This window comes from Nocardioides sp. SR21 (assembly GCF_022761125.1).
In the GTDB taxonomy this organism is placed as follows: domain Bacteria; phylum Actinomycetota; class Actinomycetes; order Propionibacteriales; family Nocardioidaceae; genus Nocardioides.
The window spans coordinates 154,147-169,304 of sequence record NZ_JAKWJR010000008.1 but is presented as its reverse complement, the minus strand read 5'-3'; the positions used below and the strand labels follow the sequence as shown (position 1 = coordinate 169,304).

Sequence of the window (15,158 nt, the reverse complement as noted above, 5' to 3'; positions counted from 1 at the left end):
GCGCGCGAACATATATCCTCGCTGATATATCTCACATGCTGAGCCAGCTTAGTGAACCTGGATTCAGCCCTTGATCTCAAGTTCGGTTGAAGTTCTACGGTCGAGCGCATGACCATCGACCACGTCACGTTCCGCCCCGGGACCCCCGAGTACGACGCCGCCCGCACCACCTTCGCCGGCACCGCGACGCCCGCCCTCGTCCTGCGACCCACGTCGGCGGCCGACGTCGTGGCCGCGCTCGACCACGCCCGCTCCGCCGGGCTCCCCCTCGCCGTCCGCAGCGGCGGCCACAACGTGCTCGGTCTCGGGGCCGTCGACGACGGCGTCGTGCTCGACCTCTCCCGCCTCGACGCGGTCGAGCTCCTGGGTGAGGGACGGGTGCGGATCGGTGCCGGCGCGACCTGGGGCGCGGCCGCCGCGGCCCTGGCGCCGCACGGCCTCGCGGTCAGCTCGGGCGACACGACGTCGGTCGGGGTCGGCGGACTCAGCCAGGCCGGCGGGATCGGCTGGCTGGTCCGCAAGCACGGGTTGACCGTCGACCACCTCCTGGCCGCCGAGGTGGTCACCGCAGCGGGCCAGGTCGTGCGGGCATCGGCGACCGACAACGCCGACCTCTTCTGGGCGGTGCGGGGCGGCGCCGGGAACTTCGGCGTGGTGACGGCGTTCGAGTTCCAGGCGCACCCGGTCACGACGGTGCACTTCGGCACGATCACGTTCGCAGCAGACGACGTCGCCCAGCTGCTGAAGGGGTGGACGGCAGCAGCCATCACGAACGCCTCGGACGACCTGACCACGATGCTGGTGCTGATGCCGGACTTCGGCAGCGGCCGGACCGCCCTCCTCTACGTCTGCCTCGACTCCGACGACCCGTCCCCGATCGACGCGCTGCGCACGATCGGCACCGTGCTCACGGAGGACGTCCGCGAGCTGCGCTACGCCGACACACTCGAGGAGGCCCACCCTCCGGAGGGCGTGCTGCCGGTCATCGGCAACGCGCTCGTCGGGTCGGTCGACGAGCCGCTGATCGACGCGATCGCGACGGCGTACGCCGGTGGTGGGCGCGTGGTGTTCCTCCGCAGCCTCGGCGGTGCGGTCGCCCGGGTCGACCGCACCGCGACCGCCTTCGCCCACCGCGACGCCGAGGCCCTGGTCGTCTCCGCGGCCTTCCTGCCGATCGACGCCACCGATAACCAGGTCGCCGAGGCGCGAGGCGTGTGGCGCACGATCGGCGACCAGGGCATCGGCGCGTACGCCGGTTTCCTCGGGTCGGACAGCGACGAGGACATCGCCGCACTCTGGCCCGCGGACACCTACGCGCGGCTGCGCGAGGTCAAGCGGGCGTGGGATCCGGACAACGTCTTCCGCCGGAACTTCAACGTCAGGCCCTAGCAGCCGAGTCCGTTCTGGTAGTCCTCCGGGAGCGTGCCGGCGTCAGCGACCTGCTGGGCGTACATCCACAGCACCTCGGGGAAGTAGCCCCGGTCGTCCATCCGGTGCAGCACCGGCCAGTCGTGCGAGCTGTTCAGCGCGGCGGCCGCCGCGTCCATGCGGCCCTGGTCACCGGCCTCCTCGGCGGCGGCGTACTCGCCGAGCCAGGCGCACGCGACCTGACCCGAGATCTCGCTGCCGAGCTGGTAGTCGTCGACCTGGTCGGACGTGATCGAGGCGCGGTCGACGCCCTCGGGCAGCAGCGGACCGTCGGAGGCGGCGTCGATCTCGTCGAGGATCGTGTCGACGGTGTCGTTGCGCTCGGCGCCGGTGACGAACTCCTCCGGCAGCATCGCGTCGAACTCGGCCTCGTCCACGGCCCGGAGCTGGCCGAGCAGCGCGAGGTAGCCGGCCTCGTCCATCCCCTCACCGCGGAACTCGATCCACTGTCCGGCGTCGACCTCGCGGATCGCGGTGTGGTCGTCGGGGCTGTAGGCCCACATCTGGGCGCCGAGGCCGAGGATCTGGATCGGCGCACCGTCGGCGGCCGGCCGCACGATGTGGCGCCGGTCCTCGACGTACCCGTCGTAGTCCTCGGGTAGGCCCCACATGAGCTCGAGGTACTGGTCGCCGTTCTCGTAGCTCATCTCGCCCCTGCCCTCGTCGGCGTGCCGGGCGACCATGGTCCAGCCCGGGGCGTCGAGGACGACGTACCCGTTGGCGACGGCCGGCATCGACATGACCGGGGCGGACCGGTCGGCTGCGGGGGCGGGGTCGTCGCCGGCCCACCGGGCGGTGCCGAGGGCGAGCGCGGCGACCACGACCGCGGCCGCGGCAGGGACCAGCCAGCGGGTACGGCGGCGCGGTTCCCGGCTGCGGATCGGTCGGTCGTCGAGGACGGGAGTGCTCATGATCTCCTCCAGGAGCTCGGCTCGCCCGAGGGAGAGGGGCAGGCCGGCGACGGCGTCGTCGGTCAGCTTCGCGTTCACGGCTGCTCCTTCCGGGTGAGCTGGGGGTGTCTGGAGGGGAGATGTCCGGGTGGCTCGGGATCGTTGCCGAGGAGTTCCCTCAACCGGGCCCTGGCCCGCGAGAGCCGGGGCCTCACGACCACCGTGGTGAGCCCCAGGACCTCCGCGATCTCGCGCGGCTCGAGGCCCTCCCACAGGTGCAGCTCGAGCACCTCCTGGTCGCGGGCGCTGAGCCGGTGCATCGCCACGGTCACGTCGGCGCGCTGCACGACCTCGTCGCTGCAGTCGGGCACCGCGGCGGCCAGCTCCTTGCGCAGCCGGTCGCCGAGCGCACTGCGCCGGTGGTCGCCGCGGCGGTGGTTGGCGAGGACTCGCCGGGCGACGCCGTACAACCACGGTCTGGTCTCGACGCCGCCCGGCACGTGAGCGAGGCGTCGCCACGCCACCAGGAACGTGTCCGCGGTGACGTCGGCAGCGTCCTCCGGACGGTCCGTCCGGCGCAGCGCGAAGCCGAGGACGGCGTCGAAGTGGTCCGCGTACAGACGACGGAACGTCTCCTCGCGGCTCTCGCTCATACGACGTTCATGTCCGGATGGGCCACGAGCGTTGCAGGCGAGCTTCTAGAGGATCGCGCCCGGTGAGTACGCCGCCGCCTCGGGGTGCTTCGCGGTGACGTCGGCGACGCGTCGTACGACCGTCTGGACCTGGTCGACCGCGGCGCCGGTGAACGTGATCGGCTCGGCCACCAGGGTCGCGAGCTGGTCGGCGGTGAGCCCGAGCCGCTCGTCGGCGGCGAGCCGCACGAACACGTCGTTCTCGGCCCGCCCCTTGCGCATGTCGAGCGCGGTGCCGACCGCGGCCTCCTTGATCGCCTCGTGCGCGGACTCGCGGCCGACGCCGTTGCGGACCGCGGCCATCAGCACCTTGGTGGTGGCGAGGAACGGCAGGTAGCGGTCCAGCTCGCGCTGGATCACGGCCGGGAACGCGCCGAACTCGTCGAGCACGGTCAGGAACGTCTGGAACAGCCCGTCGATCGCGAAGAACGCGTCGGGCAGCGCGACGCGGCGTACGACGGAGTCGGAGACGTCCCCCTCGTTCCACTGGTCGCCGGCGAGCTCGCCGATCATCGCGAGATAGCCGCGGAGCACGACCGCGAGGCCGTTGACCCGCTCGCAGGAGCGGCTGTTCATCTTGTGCGGCATTGCCGAGGAGCCGACCTGGCCCTCCTGGAAGCCTTCGGTGACCAGCTCGTTGCCGGCCATCAGCCGGATCGTGGTCGCGAGGTTCGAGGGTCCGGCCGCGAGCTGGACGAGCGATGAGACCACGTCGAAGTCGAGGCTGCGCGGGTAGACCTGGCCGACGCTGGTCAGCACGTTGCGGAAGGCGAGGTGGTGGGCGACCCGCTCCTCGAGCTGCTGCAGCTTGGCGGCGTCGCCGTCGAGCAGGTCGAGCATGTCCTGGGCGGTGCCCATCGGGCCCTTGATGCCGCGCAGCGGGTAGCGGGACAGCAGGTCCTCGACCCGGTCCACCGAGATCAGCATCTCGTCAGCGACCGTCGCGAACCGCTTGCCGAGCGTGGTCGCCTGCGCGGCGACGTTGTGCGACCGGCCGGCCATCACGGTCGCCTCGTGCTCGGCGGCCAGCCGCGCGAGCCGGGCCAGCGTCGCGACCGCGCGGTTGCGCACCAGTGCCAGCGAGTCACGGACCTGGAGCTGCTCGACGTTCTCGGTCAGGTCGCGCGAGGTCATGCCCTTGTGGATGTGCTCGTGACCGGCGAGGGCGGAGAACTCCTCGATCCGCGCCTTCACGTCGTGCCGGGTGACCCGCTCCCGGGCCGCGATCGACTCGAGGTCGACCTTGTCGACGACGTCGCGGTACGCCTCGATCACGCCGTCCGGGACGTCGATCCCCAGGTCGCGCTGGGCCTCCAGCACCGCGATCCACAGCTGCCGCTCCAGCACGATCTTGTGCTCGGGCGACCAGATGCGAGCGAGCTCGGCGGAGGCGTAGCGGGTGGCGAGGACGTTCGGCACGGTCACGTCCCTCATTCTCCCACGACGTTGAGTCGGGACTTTCTGTCGGTCGAATCGGGAGTTCCGGTCCGTTGAATCGGGAGTTTCTGCGTCCGCTGACGAGAACTCCCGACTCAACGGACGGAAGGTCACGACTCGACGGACGGAAAGTCCCGATTCAACGTAGGGAGGCGCCCTCGACGACGCCGAGGGGCTCGGAGGCGATGTCGGTGCGGCGCTGCAGGCCGTCGAAGGAGATGTGGTCGGCGGCGGCGTACGCCGCGGCGCGGGCGGAGGCGACGTCGGCGCCGAGAGCGCGGACGGCGAGCACCCGGCCGCCGGCGGTGACGAGCGAGCCGTCGACGACCGCGGTGCCGGCGTGGATGACGTCCGCGGTCTCGCCGGCGGCCTCGACGCCGGTGATGACGTCGCCCTTCGAGGAGGACTCCGGGTACCCGGCGGAGGCGAGCACGACGGTGACCGCGGCGCCGCCGCGGAACTCCGGCGCGGGGACGTCGGCCAGGCGGCCGCCGGCCGCAGCCGCCAGCAGCACACCGAGCGGTGAGTCCAGGACGGCCAGCACCGGCTGGATGTCCGGGTCGCCGAAGCGCACGTTGAACTCGATGACCCGCGGCCCGGCCGCGGTCAGCGCGAGGCCGACGTACAGGCAGCCGACGAACGGCGTTCCGCGTCGGTTCATCTCGGCCAGCGTCGGGTGCACGACCTGGTCGAGCACCACCGAGGCGAGGTCGGGCTGCGCCCAGGTGAGCGGCGTGTAGGAGCCCATGCCGCCGGTGTTGGGACCGCGACCGCCGTCGAAGATCCGCTTGAAGTCCTGCGCGGGCTGCAGCGCGTACGCCGTGGTCCCGTCGCAGATCGCGAACAGCGAGACCTCCGGGCCGTCGAGGAACTCCTCCACCACCACGCGCCCGCACGCACGCGCGTGCGCGAGCGCCTCGTCACGGTCGCGGGTGACGACGACGCCCTTGCCCGCGGCGAGCGCGTCGTCCTTCACGACGTACGGCGCACCGAGCTCGTCGAACGCCGCCTCCACCTCGGCCTCGGTGTCGCAGGTGAACGACCGCGCGGTCGGCACGCCGGCGACGGCCATCACGTCCTTGGAGAACGCCTTCGATCCCTCGAGCTGCGCAGCGGCACCGGACGGTCCGAACACCGCGATCCCGCGCTCCCGCACGACGTCCGCGACCCCCGCGACCAGCGGCGCCTCCGGGCCGACGACCACGAGGTCGGCGCCGAGCGACACGGCCAGCTCGGCCACGGCCGGTCCCGACATCGGGTCGACGTCGTGCAGCGTCGCGACCGCGGCGATGCCCGGGTTCCCGGGCGCCGCGTGCACCTCCGTCACCGCGGGGTCGAGCGAGAGGGCCAGCGCGAGCGCGTGCTCACGACCACCGGTGCCAACGACGAGGGTCTTCACGGACCCCAAGCCTAGGTGCGGCGGTTGATCGACTCCCCATAGGCCAAGGGGCGATACCGCAGGATCGGGTCGTCGGACAGCTCGATGCCGTCGACGACCCGGGTCGGGTCGAAGATCATCGGGTCCTGGTCGGGCAGCTCGTCGGTGACCTCGATGGTGCCGCCGAGGACCTCGCGCGCCTGCTTCCAGACCGACGTCGCCCGGTGCGGGTCGTCGCCGGCTCCCGCGACCTGGAGGCGTACGTCGAAGCGCACCGGCCCCTGCGCGAGCCGCGCCGCCATCTCGTCGAACAGCCGGTCCGGCCCGTCGAAGGCCCGCGCCGGCGACGCGACGCCCTGCGGGACGAACGAGTAGCGGACCCAGCTGAGCCGGTCGCCGACGTCCCGCCAGCCGTACGCGTGGATCGGGTAGTACGTCGGCTCGGCGAAGCTGCGATGCGGTGCCACCGCCTTGCTCCGCAGCCCGTCGAGCATCGCACCGGCCATGCCCGGGTGCCGCAGCATGAAGAGCGGGACCAGCGCCGGCTTGCGCGAGGCCTCGGTCATCGCGATGAAGTCCTCGGGACTGTCGGTCGGGAACCGCCGCGCCGTCTGCCCGAGCAGGTCGGTCGACGAGCCGTCGGGCAGCCGGAACTTCACGGCCATGCCGCGGATGTCCGGCTTCTTGTCCGGTACGTCGGCGTTGCCACCGGCGTTCGACCAACGCACCACGACCGGCACGGGCTCGCCGTTCAGGTGCAGGGCGCGACCGAGCTCGGCCGCCTCAGGGGTGGCCGTGAAGGTGCCGGCGTAGAACCGGCCCTTCGCGTGCAGGGTGCGATGGTGGTCCGGGCCCCCGAAGGCCGCACGCAGCCGATCGACGGCTGCCTTCGGCTCGATCATGCCCGGACGTTAGCGGTTCAGATCAGCTCGTGTCTCACGACCGTGGCGGCCCGCGACGGGCCGACACCGACCGCGGAGATCCGCGCGCCCGACATCGCCTCGACGGCCTCGACGTACCGCTGCGCGTTGACCGGCAGGTCCGAGAACTCGCGGGCGTCGGAGATGTCCTCCCACCAGCCGTCGAGGTACTCGTAGATCGGCACGGCGTGGTGGAAGTCGCTCTGGTTGACCGGCATCTCGTCGTGACGGACGCCGTCGACGTCGTAGGCCACGCAGACCGGGACCTTCTCGAGGCCGGTGAGCACGTCGAGCTTGGTGAGCACGAAGTCCGTGACGCCGTTGACGCGCGCGGCGTAGCGGGCGATCACCGCGTCGTACCAGCCGCAGCGGCGCGGCCGGCCGGTGGTGGTGCCGTACTCCGCGCCGACCTTGCGCAGGTGCTCGCCGTTGTCGTCGTGGAGCTCGGTCGGGAACGGGCCCTCGCCGACGCGGGTCGTGTACGCCTTGACGATCGCGATGACCTGGTCGAGCCGCGTCGGCGGGATGCCGGAGCCGGTGCAGGCGCCGCCGGAGGTCGCCGACGACGACGTGACGAACGGGTAGGTGCCGTGGTCGACGTCGAGCAGCGTGGCCTGACCGGCCTCGAGCAGCACGGTCTCGCCTCGGTCGAGCGCCTGGTTGAGCAGCAGGCCGGTGTCGCACACCATCGGCCGCAGCCGCTCGGCGTACGCGAGCAGCTCCTCGACGGTCTCCTCGACGGTCTGCGGACGGCGGTTGTAGATCTTGGTGAGGATCTGGCCCTTGAGGTCGAGGGCGCCCTCGACCTTCTGCGCCAGGATCTTCTCGTCGAAGATGTCCTGGATGCGGATGCCGATCCGGTTCATCTTGTCGGCGTACGTCGGCCCGATGCCGCGGCCGGTCGTGCCGATCCGGCGGCTGCCGAGGAACCGCTCGGTGACCTTGTCGATCGTGCGGTTGTAGTCCGCGATCACGTGCGCGTTGGCGCTGACCTTGAGCAGGCTCACGTCGACACCGCGGGCGATCAGGGCGTCGAGCTCCTCGAACAGCACCGCGAGGTCGACGACCACGCCGTTGCCGATGACCGGCGTGACGCCGGGGCTGAGGATGCCGCTGGGCAGCAGGTGCAGGGCGTACTTCTCGTCACCGATGACCACGGTGTGGCCCGCGTTGTTGCCGCCGTTGAACTTCACCACGTAGTCGACGCGGCTGCCGAGCAGGTCGGTCGCCTTGCCCTTGCCCTCGTCGCCCCACTGGGCACCGATGATCGCGATGGCGGGCATGCTCTGCCTCCTGGAATGAGAGAAGCCCCGGCACAACAGCACCGGAGCTCTTGCGGCGATACGTTACCAAAGGCGCGCCGGGGTCCCCTGACTCGTCGTCGGTTACGGTCGGCGTCGTGGACCCACTCCTCGTCATCGCCAACCGCTCGGCGGGCTCCACGGACGAGGAGAACCTGGCGGCCGCGCTCGACACGCTGCGCCAGCAGGCGTCCGTGGAGCTGTGCAAGACCTCCCGGCCCGACGAGCTGGACGGCGTCCTGCACCGCGCCGGGTCGCGGCGGATCGTGGTCGCGGGCGGTGACGGCAGCCTGCACGCGGTGCTCTCCGCGCTGCACCGGCGCAACCAGCTCCGCGACGCGGTGATCGGGCTGATCCCGCTGGGGACCGGCAACGACCTCGCCCGCGCGGTCGGGATCCCGCTCGACCCGGAGGAGGCTGCCCGGGCGCTGCTGAGCGGCAGGCCCCAGCCGATGGACCTGATCCTCGACGAGGTCGGCGGCATCGTGGTGAACGGCGTGCACGTCGGCGCCGGCGCGGAGGCCAGCGTGCGCGCCGCCGGCCTGAAGAAGCGCCTCGGCCGGATCGGCTACCCGATCGGCGCCCTCCGGACCGCGCTCCGGCCGGCGACGGTCCGCGTCCGGGTCGAGGTCGACGGCAAGGTCGTCCGCGACCTCGACGACCCGGTGCTGCAGGTCGCGGTGGGCAACGGATCCTCGGTCGGTGGCGGCGCGGAGCTGACGCCCGAGGCGGTCCCGAACGACGGGATGCTGGACGTGATGATCTCGCGGTCCACCGGCCCGCTGGCGCGGTTCCTGTACGCCGGCCGGCTGGGCTTCGCGACCCATCACAAGCGCGACGACGTGACCTACCTCCGCGGCCGCGAGGTCTTCGTCTCCGGCGGCCCGTTCCACTGCAGCGCGGACGGTGAGATCTACGGACCGGAGACGCACCGGACCTGGCGGGTCGTACCGGAGGCGTACCAGATGGTCCTGCCCGGCTAGAGCCACCCGCGGCGCGTCGCCTCGACGCCCGCCTGGAAGCGGGTGTCGGCCCCGAGCTCGAGCATCAGGTCGGCGACGCGGCGGCGTACCGTCCGCAGGCTGATGCCGAGGTTGCGGGCGATCTGCTCGTCGTGGGCGCCGTCGGCCAGCTGCTGCAGCAGGAACCGGCGCAGGTCGCGCCGCGCCTCCGGGCGACCGGCGGCCGGCGTCGCGGCCCGCTCCCAGAGCAGCTCGAACCACTGTGCGGCCGCCTCGACGACCGCGGTCTGGCGGACCACGACGAGCGGGATGTCGGCGTACCCGAGCCGGTCGGGCAGCAGCACGTGGGTGTCGCCGATCACGAGCATCCGGCTGGGCACCACGGGCAGCAGCCGGACCTCCTCCCCGGCCGCGGCCCGGGCGGCGAGCACCCCGGGCGCCTCGCGGGTCACGTGCAGCGGGTAGATCGCGCGGGAGGTGCGCCCGCCCTGGCGCAGCGCGTCCTCGACGAGCGCGGCCATCTTGGACTCGTTCGGGCTGCGCCACTGGTCGGGGCGCAGCCAGAGCAGGTCGCCGCGGCTGTGCCGGACCAGGTCGCGGACCATCGCGTAGATGCGGGTCGGGTCGGACGCGGTGACGACCTCGCCGTCGATCGGCATCGTCTCGTCGTGGTCATCGAGCCCGACGTGGGCCTCGTCGGCGAGCAGCGCGACCGCCTCGGCGAGTCCCTCGAGCCGGTGCAGGGTCCGCTCGGCATGCACGGCCTGGGCCGCCACCATGATCCGCAGCGCCTCGGCCGGCGGCTCCACCACGAGCTCGTCGCCGTCGAGCCGCACGATCCCGGCGCGCACCAGCGGGTCGAGGTCCTCGAGCAGCTCGCCCGGCGTCCGCAAGGTCGCGGCGGCGACCCGCGGGAGCTGGCGGCCGGAGTGCGTGCGCACCTGCTGGTAGAGCCGGTCGACCGCCGGCGTGAAGCCGAGCGCGGTCAGCACCGACGTCGGCGCGGAGCGGGCCATGCACCGCAGGATAGGCGAACTGGCAACTTGGTGACAGCGTCCGCTTCTCGCCCGGTGGCACGGAGCGGTCAGTGAAAGGATTCCGGCGCGTCATCCGGCCGCGGGTTCTCTCGGGGTCGCGGCACACCCGGCACGACCAGCATCGGGGGATCGATCGTGCTGCGGGACGCACGGCGAAGGTCCGGGGCCCCACGGAGGCTCCGGCCCTTCTGCCCTGCCCCGGCCGGGCGACGCGGTCGCCCGGTAGCGTTGCCTGCTGCACGCACCCCACCGCAGCAGGAGCAACAGACATGGCACGAGGCGCACCGTCCGGCGAGCCCCACGACTGGGTGACCCGGGCCGCTGACGAGGCGATCCGCCACGCCCACAGCGAGTTCGGCGACGACCACGTCATCACCTGCGCCTCCGGCGCGAGCCCGTCGGGCCCGATCCACCTGGGCAACCTGCGCGAGTTCATCACCCCGCACTTCGTCGCCGAGGAGATCCGCCGTCGCGGCATCGCCGTGCGCCACCTGCACAGCTGGGACGACTACGACCGCTTCCGCAAGGTGCCCGCCGGCGTCGACCCGTCGTTCGCCGAGCACATCGGCCGGCCGCTGACCGCCGTACCGGACCCGTGGGAGTGCCACGAGAACTGGGCCGAGCACTTCAAGGCCCCGCTGCGCGCCGCCCTCGCCGAGATGGGCATCGAGATGGAGGAGGTGTCGCAGACCGAGCAGTACCGCGCCGGCGCGTACACCGAGCAGGTCCTCCACGCGATCAAGAACCGCGACGTCATCGAGGAGGTGCTGGCCAAGCACCGCACCAAGAAGGCCGAGCCGGAGCCGGAGAACGACCAGGAGGCCGCCGCGCTCGAGGACTCCGTCGCCGACGAGGACGACGAGCCCGCCGGCAGCGGCGCGCTGGCCCGCTTCCCCTACAAGCCCTACTGCCGCCAGTGCGGCCGCGACACCGTCGAGGTCACGGCGTACGACGACGCGTCGACCGACCTGTCCTACACCTGCTCGTCGTGTGGGTTCACCGGCGTCACCAACGTCGCGACCCAGCACGAGGGCAAGCTCGTGTGGAAGGTCGACTGGCCGATGCGCTGGGCCTTCGAGGGCGTCGACTTCGAGCCGGGCGGCCTCGACCACTCGACCCCCGGCTCGTCGTACACGGTCGGCAAGGAGCTGGTGAAGCGGGTCTTCGGGTTCCGCGCGCCGTCGTACGTCGCCTACGCGTTCGTCGGCTTCGCCGGCGTGCAGAAGATGTCGTCGTCCGCCGGTGGCGTGCCCACCGCCGCGGACGCGCTCAAGATCCTCGAGGCGCCGATCCTGCGCTGGCTCTACGCGCGCCGCGCGCCCAAGCAGGCGTTCAACATCGACTTCGGCGCCGAGGTCGTGCGGCTGTACGACGAGTGGGACGCGCTCGGCAAGAAGGCCGCCAACCCGGAGAAGCGCGACGCCCAGGTGCTGGCGTACGAGCGCGCGTCGTCGACCGCGGCGGCCGGGACGCTTCCGACGCCCTCGGTGATCGCGTCGTTCCGCGTGCTGTCGTCGGTCGCCGACGTGACCAACGGCGAGGTCTCCCAGATCAACCGGATCGTCGGCGCGCCCGCGGAGGACCTCCAGCCGCGGCTCGGCAAGGCGATGGCCTGGGTGGCGGAGTACGTGCCCGCCGAGGACCGCACCACCGTGCGGGAGTCCGCGGACACCGAGCGTCTCGCGGCGCTGTCCGAGGACGAGGAGCTCTGGCTGGCCCAGCTGCTCGACCGGCTGCCCGACGAGCTCGAGCTCGACGACACGACCACGCTGATCTACGGCGTGCCGAAGCTCGCTCGCGGGCTCGGGCTCGACGACGCGCCGACCGACCAGGTGAAGCAGGACCAGAAGGACTTCTTCAAGCTGCTCTACAACCTGCTGGTCGACGCCGACCGCGGGCCGCGTCTCCCGACGCTGTTCCTCGCGCTCGGCGCCGACAAGGTGCGGTCGCTGATCAGTCCTCGCTGAGCAGCGCGTCGTACCCGGTCTGGCTGGAGTCGCGCAGGAACCCGAAGCACCGCTCGGCCTCCGCGGTCTCGCCGATCGCCTCGGCCGCCAGCGCGAGCAGCGCCAGGCAGGTGAGGAAGCCGCGGTTCGGCTCGTGCTCCCACGGCACCGGGCCGTGGCCCTTCCAGCCGTTGCGGCGCAGCAGGTCCAGGCTGCGGTGGTAGCCGACGCGTGCGTACGCGTAGATCGTGACCGGGTCGTCCTCCTCGTCGGCGGCCAGGGTGGCCAGCGTGGCCCAGGCCAGCGGCGACTCGGGGTGGCGGCGTACGACGTCCATCGCGTCGGCCCCCGGCACCAGCTCGGCGGCCGCGGGGTCCTCGGGCAGGTGGGTCGGCGGCGGGCCGGCCATCAGGTCGTTGCCGAAAGAAGTCATGGGAAGCATTGTCCATGGTCGGGTGTTGAGTGGTGTTTGTGACCGACACCGACACCACGCACGCGCCCCCGGCCGTCGGCGACAAGCGGCCCTGGCCGGCGCTGTTCGCCCTCTGCCTCGGCTTCTTCATGCTCCTCGTGGACATGACGATCGTGCAGGTCGCGGCCCCTGCGCTCATCGAGGACCTCGACACGGACGTCAACTCCGTCGTCTGGGTGAGCAGCGCCTACCTCCTGGCGTACGCCGTCCCGATCCTGATCACCGGGCGGCTCGGCGACCGGTTCGGGCCGCGCCGTCTCTACCTCACCGGACTGTCGGTCTTCACGCTCGCCTCGCTGTGGTGCGGGCTGGTCGGCAGCATCGAGATGCTGATCGTCGCCCGGGTGGTGCAGGGCCTGGGCGCGGCGCTGATGACCCCGCAGACGATGGCGATCATCACGCGGATCTTCCCCGCCGCCGAGCGCGGCAAGGCGATGGCCCTGTGGGGCGCGACGTCCGGTGTGTCGATGGTGATCGGCCCGGTTCTCGGCGGCGTCCTGGTCGACGGGCTCGGCTGGGAGTGGATCTTCTTCGTCAACGTCCCGGTCGGCATCGTGGCCTTCGTCCTGGCGATGCGGCTGGTGCCGGTGCTCGAGACGCACCAGCACTCCTTCGACTGGCTCGGCGTCGTGCTCTCCGGCGTCGGCATGTTCCTGCTCGTGTTCGGCATCCAGGAGGGCCAGCAGGAGGACTGGGCCGGCTGGATCATCGCGATGATCGTCACCGGCGCCGTGGTGCTCGCGCTGTTCGTGTTCTGGCAGTGGAAGAACACCCGCGAGCCGCTGGTGCCGCTCTCGCTGTTCCGCGACCGCAACTTCTCGCTCGGCAACACCGCGATCGGCGTGATGGGCTTCTCGCTCACCGCGATCGGCTTCCCGCTGATGATCTACGCCCAGGCGGTGCGCGGGTACTCCCCCACGGAGGCGGCGCTGCTGCTGGTCCCGATGGCGGTGATGGTCATCGTGCTGTCCCGCCCGGTCGGCAGGCTCACCGACTCGATCCACCCGCGGATCATCGTCGGCTTCGGCTTCGCGGTGATCGCCACCTCGTTCTTCTGGCTGTCGAGCCAGATGACGCCCGACTCCGCGGTCTGGCAGCTGGTGCTGCCGATGAGCCTGATGGGCGTCGGCAACGCCTGCATCTGGGCGCCGGTCTCCGCGACCGCGATGCGCAACCTGCCGCTGCAGTCGGCCGGCGCCGGCTCGGGCGTCTACAACGCGTCGCGCCAGGTCGGCGGCGTCCTCGGCTCGGCCGCGATCGCCGTGCTCATGGACGCCCGGCTCGCGCACTTCGGCCTCAGCGGGGCGACCAGTCCCGAGGCCGGTGGCTCGAGCACGATGCCGGCCGTCGTCGCCGACGAGTTCTCGAAGGCGATGGCGCAGTCGCTGCTGCTGCCCGCCTGCGTGCTGCTGCTCGGCCTGGTCGCCGCGCTCTGCTTCGAGCGGCCGCGGCACACCGGCTTCCCGGCCGCGGGCGGGGCGGCTCCGGCGGTCGAGCCTGTCGAGACCCCGTGACGGACGTAGGGCGGCGACCCAGTGGTCACCGCCCTACTTCGTCTCGCTGGGTCTCGACACGCCGGTCGCGACCTCGTTCCTCAGCCGATCGACTTGCCGGCGGAGTTGAGGTGCTCGCAGGCTTCGACGACGCGGGCGGCCATGCCGGCCTCGGCGGCCTTGCCCCAGGCGCGCGGGTCGTACTGCTTCTTGTTGCCGACCTCGCCGTCGACCTTGAGGACGCCGTCGTAGTTGGTGAACATGTGCGCGGCGACCGGGCGGGTGAAGGCGTACTGGGTGTCGGTGTCGACGTTCATCTTGACGACGCCGTAGCTGACCGCGGCGGCGATCTCCTCGGGCAGCGAGCCCGAGCCGCCGTGGAAGACCAGGTGGAACGGCTTGGAGCCGGCGTCGAGGCCGAACTCCTTCACGACGGCCTCCTGGGCCTCCTTGAGGACCTCGGGGCGGAGCTTCACGTTGCCCGGCTTGTAGACGCCGTGCACGTTCCCGAACGTCAGCGCGGTCATGTAGTAGCCGCGGTCGCCGTACCCGAGCGCCTTCGCGGTGGCGATGGCGTCCTCCGGGGTCGAGTAGAGCTTGTCGTTGATGGCGTTCTCGACGCCGTCCTCCTCGCCGCCGACGACGCCGACCTCGATCTCGAGGATGATCTTCGCCGCGATGCAGCGCTCGAGGAGGTCCTCGGCGATCGACAGGTTCTCCTCGAGCGGGACGGCCGAGCCGTCCCACATGTGCGACTGGAACAGCGGGGCCTCGCCGCGCTTCACGCGCTCGGCGGAGATGTCGAGCAGCGGCCGCACGAAGCCGTCCAGCTTGTCCTGGGGGCAGTGGTCGGTGTGCAGCGCGATGTTCACCGGGTAGCTCTTCGCGACCTCGGCGGCGTACGCCGCGAATGCGACCGAGCCGCTGACCATGTCCTTGACCGTCGGACCGGAGAGGTACTCCGCGCCGCCCGTGGAGACCTGGATGATGCCGTCCGCGCCGGCCTCGGCGAAGCCCTGCAACGCAGCGTTCAGCGTCTGCGACGAAGACACGTTGATGGCCGGGAACGCGAACTCGCCCGCCTTCGCGGCGTCCAGCATCTCGGCGTACTTCTCGGGGGTTGCGATCGGCATGGCAGAGCTCCTCAGTGACGTCCGGAACGGCGATTTCCACCCTAGTGGCTACCCGTCGGTCGACCGAGG

The 15,158-nt window shown here is 71.7% G+C and carries 13 protein-coding genes; 4 read left to right on the top strand and 9 right to left on the bottom strand.

The genetic code is table 11. The features are described from left to right. The first annotated feature begins 108 nt into the window (after positions 1–108). Positions 109–1,389: an FAD-binding oxidoreductase gene (locus MJ604_RS16745; protein ID WP_243059641.1), complete on the top strand. Its 1,281-nt coding sequence runs from the start codon at positions 109–111 to the stop codon at positions 1,387–1,389. Here the strand turns inward: MJ604_RS16745 and MJ604_RS16740 are convergent. From MJ604_RS16740 to MJ604_RS16715, 6 genes are all read right to left on the bottom strand, one after another. Further along, positions 1,386–2,417, bottom strand: a complete 1,032-nt coding sequence (locus tag MJ604_RS16740) for a hypothetical protein (RefSeq protein ID WP_243059640.1) — start codon at positions 2,415–2,417, stop codon at positions 1,386–1,388. The genes MJ604_RS16745 and MJ604_RS16740 overlap by 4 nt on opposite strands. Continuing rightward, positions 2,414–2,971, bottom strand: a complete 558-nt coding sequence (locus tag MJ604_RS16735) for an RNA polymerase sigma factor (protein ID WP_243059639.1) — start codon at positions 2,969–2,971, stop codon at positions 2,414–2,416. The genes MJ604_RS16740 and MJ604_RS16735 overlap by 4 nt, the downstream gene beginning before the upstream one ends. 45 nt (positions 2,972–3,016) lie before the next feature. After that, positions 3,017–4,444 carry an adenylosuccinate lyase gene (purB, locus tag MJ604_RS16730; RefSeq protein ID WP_243059638.1) on the bottom strand — a complete coding sequence of 476 codons (1,428 nt, stop codon included), beginning with the start codon at positions 4,442–4,444 and terminating at the stop codon, positions 3,017–3,019. Positions 4,445–4,586: 142 nt separating this feature from the next. Next, positions 4,587–5,846, bottom strand: coding sequence for a phosphoribosylamine--glycine ligase (purD, locus tag MJ604_RS16725; RefSeq protein WP_243059637.1), 1,260 nt, complete (start codon positions 5,844–5,846; stop codon positions 4,587–4,589). Positions 5,847–5,857: 11 nt separating this feature from the next. Beyond that, complete coding sequence (locus MJ604_RS16720) at positions 5,858–6,727, bottom strand: catalase (RefSeq protein WP_243059636.1); 870 nt, start codon at positions 6,725–6,727, stop codon at positions 5,858–5,860. A gap of 17 nt (positions 6,728–6,744) precedes the next feature. Then, on the bottom strand, positions 6,745–8,028 hold the full coding sequence (locus MJ604_RS16715) for an adenylosuccinate synthase (RefSeq protein ID WP_243059635.1): 1,284 nt from the start codon (positions 8,026–8,028) through the stop codon (positions 6,745–6,747). A 116-nt stretch (positions 8,029–8,144) separates the two neighbouring features. Here MJ604_RS16715 and MJ604_RS16710 point away from each other — a divergent pair, with 116 nt between their 5' ends. Further along, positions 8,145–9,029 (top strand): diacylglycerol kinase family protein, encoded by an 885-nt coding sequence (locus MJ604_RS16710; RefSeq protein ID WP_243059634.1) that lies wholly within the window; start codon positions 8,145–8,147, stop codon positions 9,027–9,029. Here the strand turns inward: MJ604_RS16710 and MJ604_RS16705 are convergent. Next, positions 9,026–10,024, bottom strand: a complete 999-nt coding sequence (locus tag MJ604_RS16705; RefSeq protein WP_243059633.1) for a helix-turn-helix domain-containing protein — start codon at positions 10,022–10,024, stop codon at positions 9,026–9,028. The two genes, MJ604_RS16710 and MJ604_RS16705, sit on opposite strands and share 4 nt — an antisense overlap. Before the next feature lie 290 nt (positions 10,025–10,314). Here MJ604_RS16705 and lysS point away from each other — a divergent pair, with 290 nt between their 5' ends. Beyond that, entirely contained in the window at positions 10,315–12,012 is a 1,698-nt protein-coding gene (gene lysS, locus MJ604_RS16700) for a lysine--tRNA ligase (RefSeq protein ID WP_243059632.1), read from the top strand. On the opposite strand, the gene MJ604_RS16695 is transcribed toward lysS, so the two are convergent. After that, positions 11,999–12,424, bottom strand: coding sequence for a DUF3151 domain-containing protein (locus tag MJ604_RS16695; protein WP_243059631.1), 426 nt, complete (start codon positions 12,422–12,424; stop codon positions 11,999–12,001). The genes lysS and MJ604_RS16695 overlap by 14 nt on opposite strands. A gap of 38 nt (positions 12,425–12,462) precedes the next feature. Between MJ604_RS16695 and MJ604_RS16690 the strand changes: the two genes are divergently transcribed. Next, positions 12,463–13,977, top strand: a complete 1,515-nt coding sequence (locus tag MJ604_RS16690) for a DHA2 family efflux MFS transporter permease subunit (protein WP_308194152.1) — start codon at positions 12,463–12,465, stop codon at positions 13,975–13,977. A gap of 80 nt (positions 13,978–14,057) precedes the next feature. On the opposite strand, the gene fbaA is transcribed toward MJ604_RS16690, so the two are convergent. Beyond that, complete coding sequence (gene fbaA / locus MJ604_RS16685; RefSeq protein ID WP_243059630.1) at positions 14,058–15,089, bottom strand: class II fructose-bisphosphate aldolase; 1,032 nt, start codon at positions 15,087–15,089, stop codon at positions 14,058–14,060. Positions 15,090–15,158 lie beyond the last annotated feature (69 nt).

Bases quoted from the DNA above. Each gene is read 5' to 3' on its own strand.
- MJ604_RS16695 (WP_243059631.1), bottom strand. From the start codon at position 12,424: ATGACTTCTTTCGGCAACGACCTGATGGCCGGCCCGCCGCCGACCCAC.
- purB (WP_243059638.1), bottom strand. From the start codon at position 4,444: ATGAGGGACGTGACCGTGCCGAACGTCCTCGCCACCCGCTACGCCTCC.
- MJ604_RS16720 (WP_243059636.1), bottom strand. From the start codon at position 6,727: ATGATCGAGCCGAAGGCAGCCGTCGATCGGCTGCGTGCGGCCTTCGGG.
- fbaA (WP_243059630.1), bottom strand. From the start codon at position 15,089: ATGCCGATCGCAACCCCCGAGAAGTACGCCGAGATGCTGGACGCCGCG.
- lysS (WP_243059632.1), top strand. From the start codon at position 10,315: ATGGCACGAGGCGCACCGTCCGGCGAGCCCCACGACTGGGTGACCCGG.
- MJ604_RS16735 (WP_243059639.1), bottom strand. From the start codon at position 2,971: ATGAGCGAGAGCCGCGAGGAGACGTTCCGTCGTCTGTACGCGGACCAC.
- MJ604_RS16715 (WP_243059635.1), bottom strand. From the start codon at position 8,028: ATGCCCGCCATCGCGATCATCGGTGCCCAGTGGGGCGACGAGGGCAAG.
- MJ604_RS16705 (WP_243059633.1), bottom strand. From the start codon at position 10,024: ATGGCCCGCTCCGCGCCGACGTCGGTGCTGACCGCGCTCGGCTTCACG.
- MJ604_RS16745 (WP_243059641.1), top strand. From the start codon at position 109: ATGACCATCGACCACGTCACGTTCCGCCCCGGGACCCCCGAGTACGAC.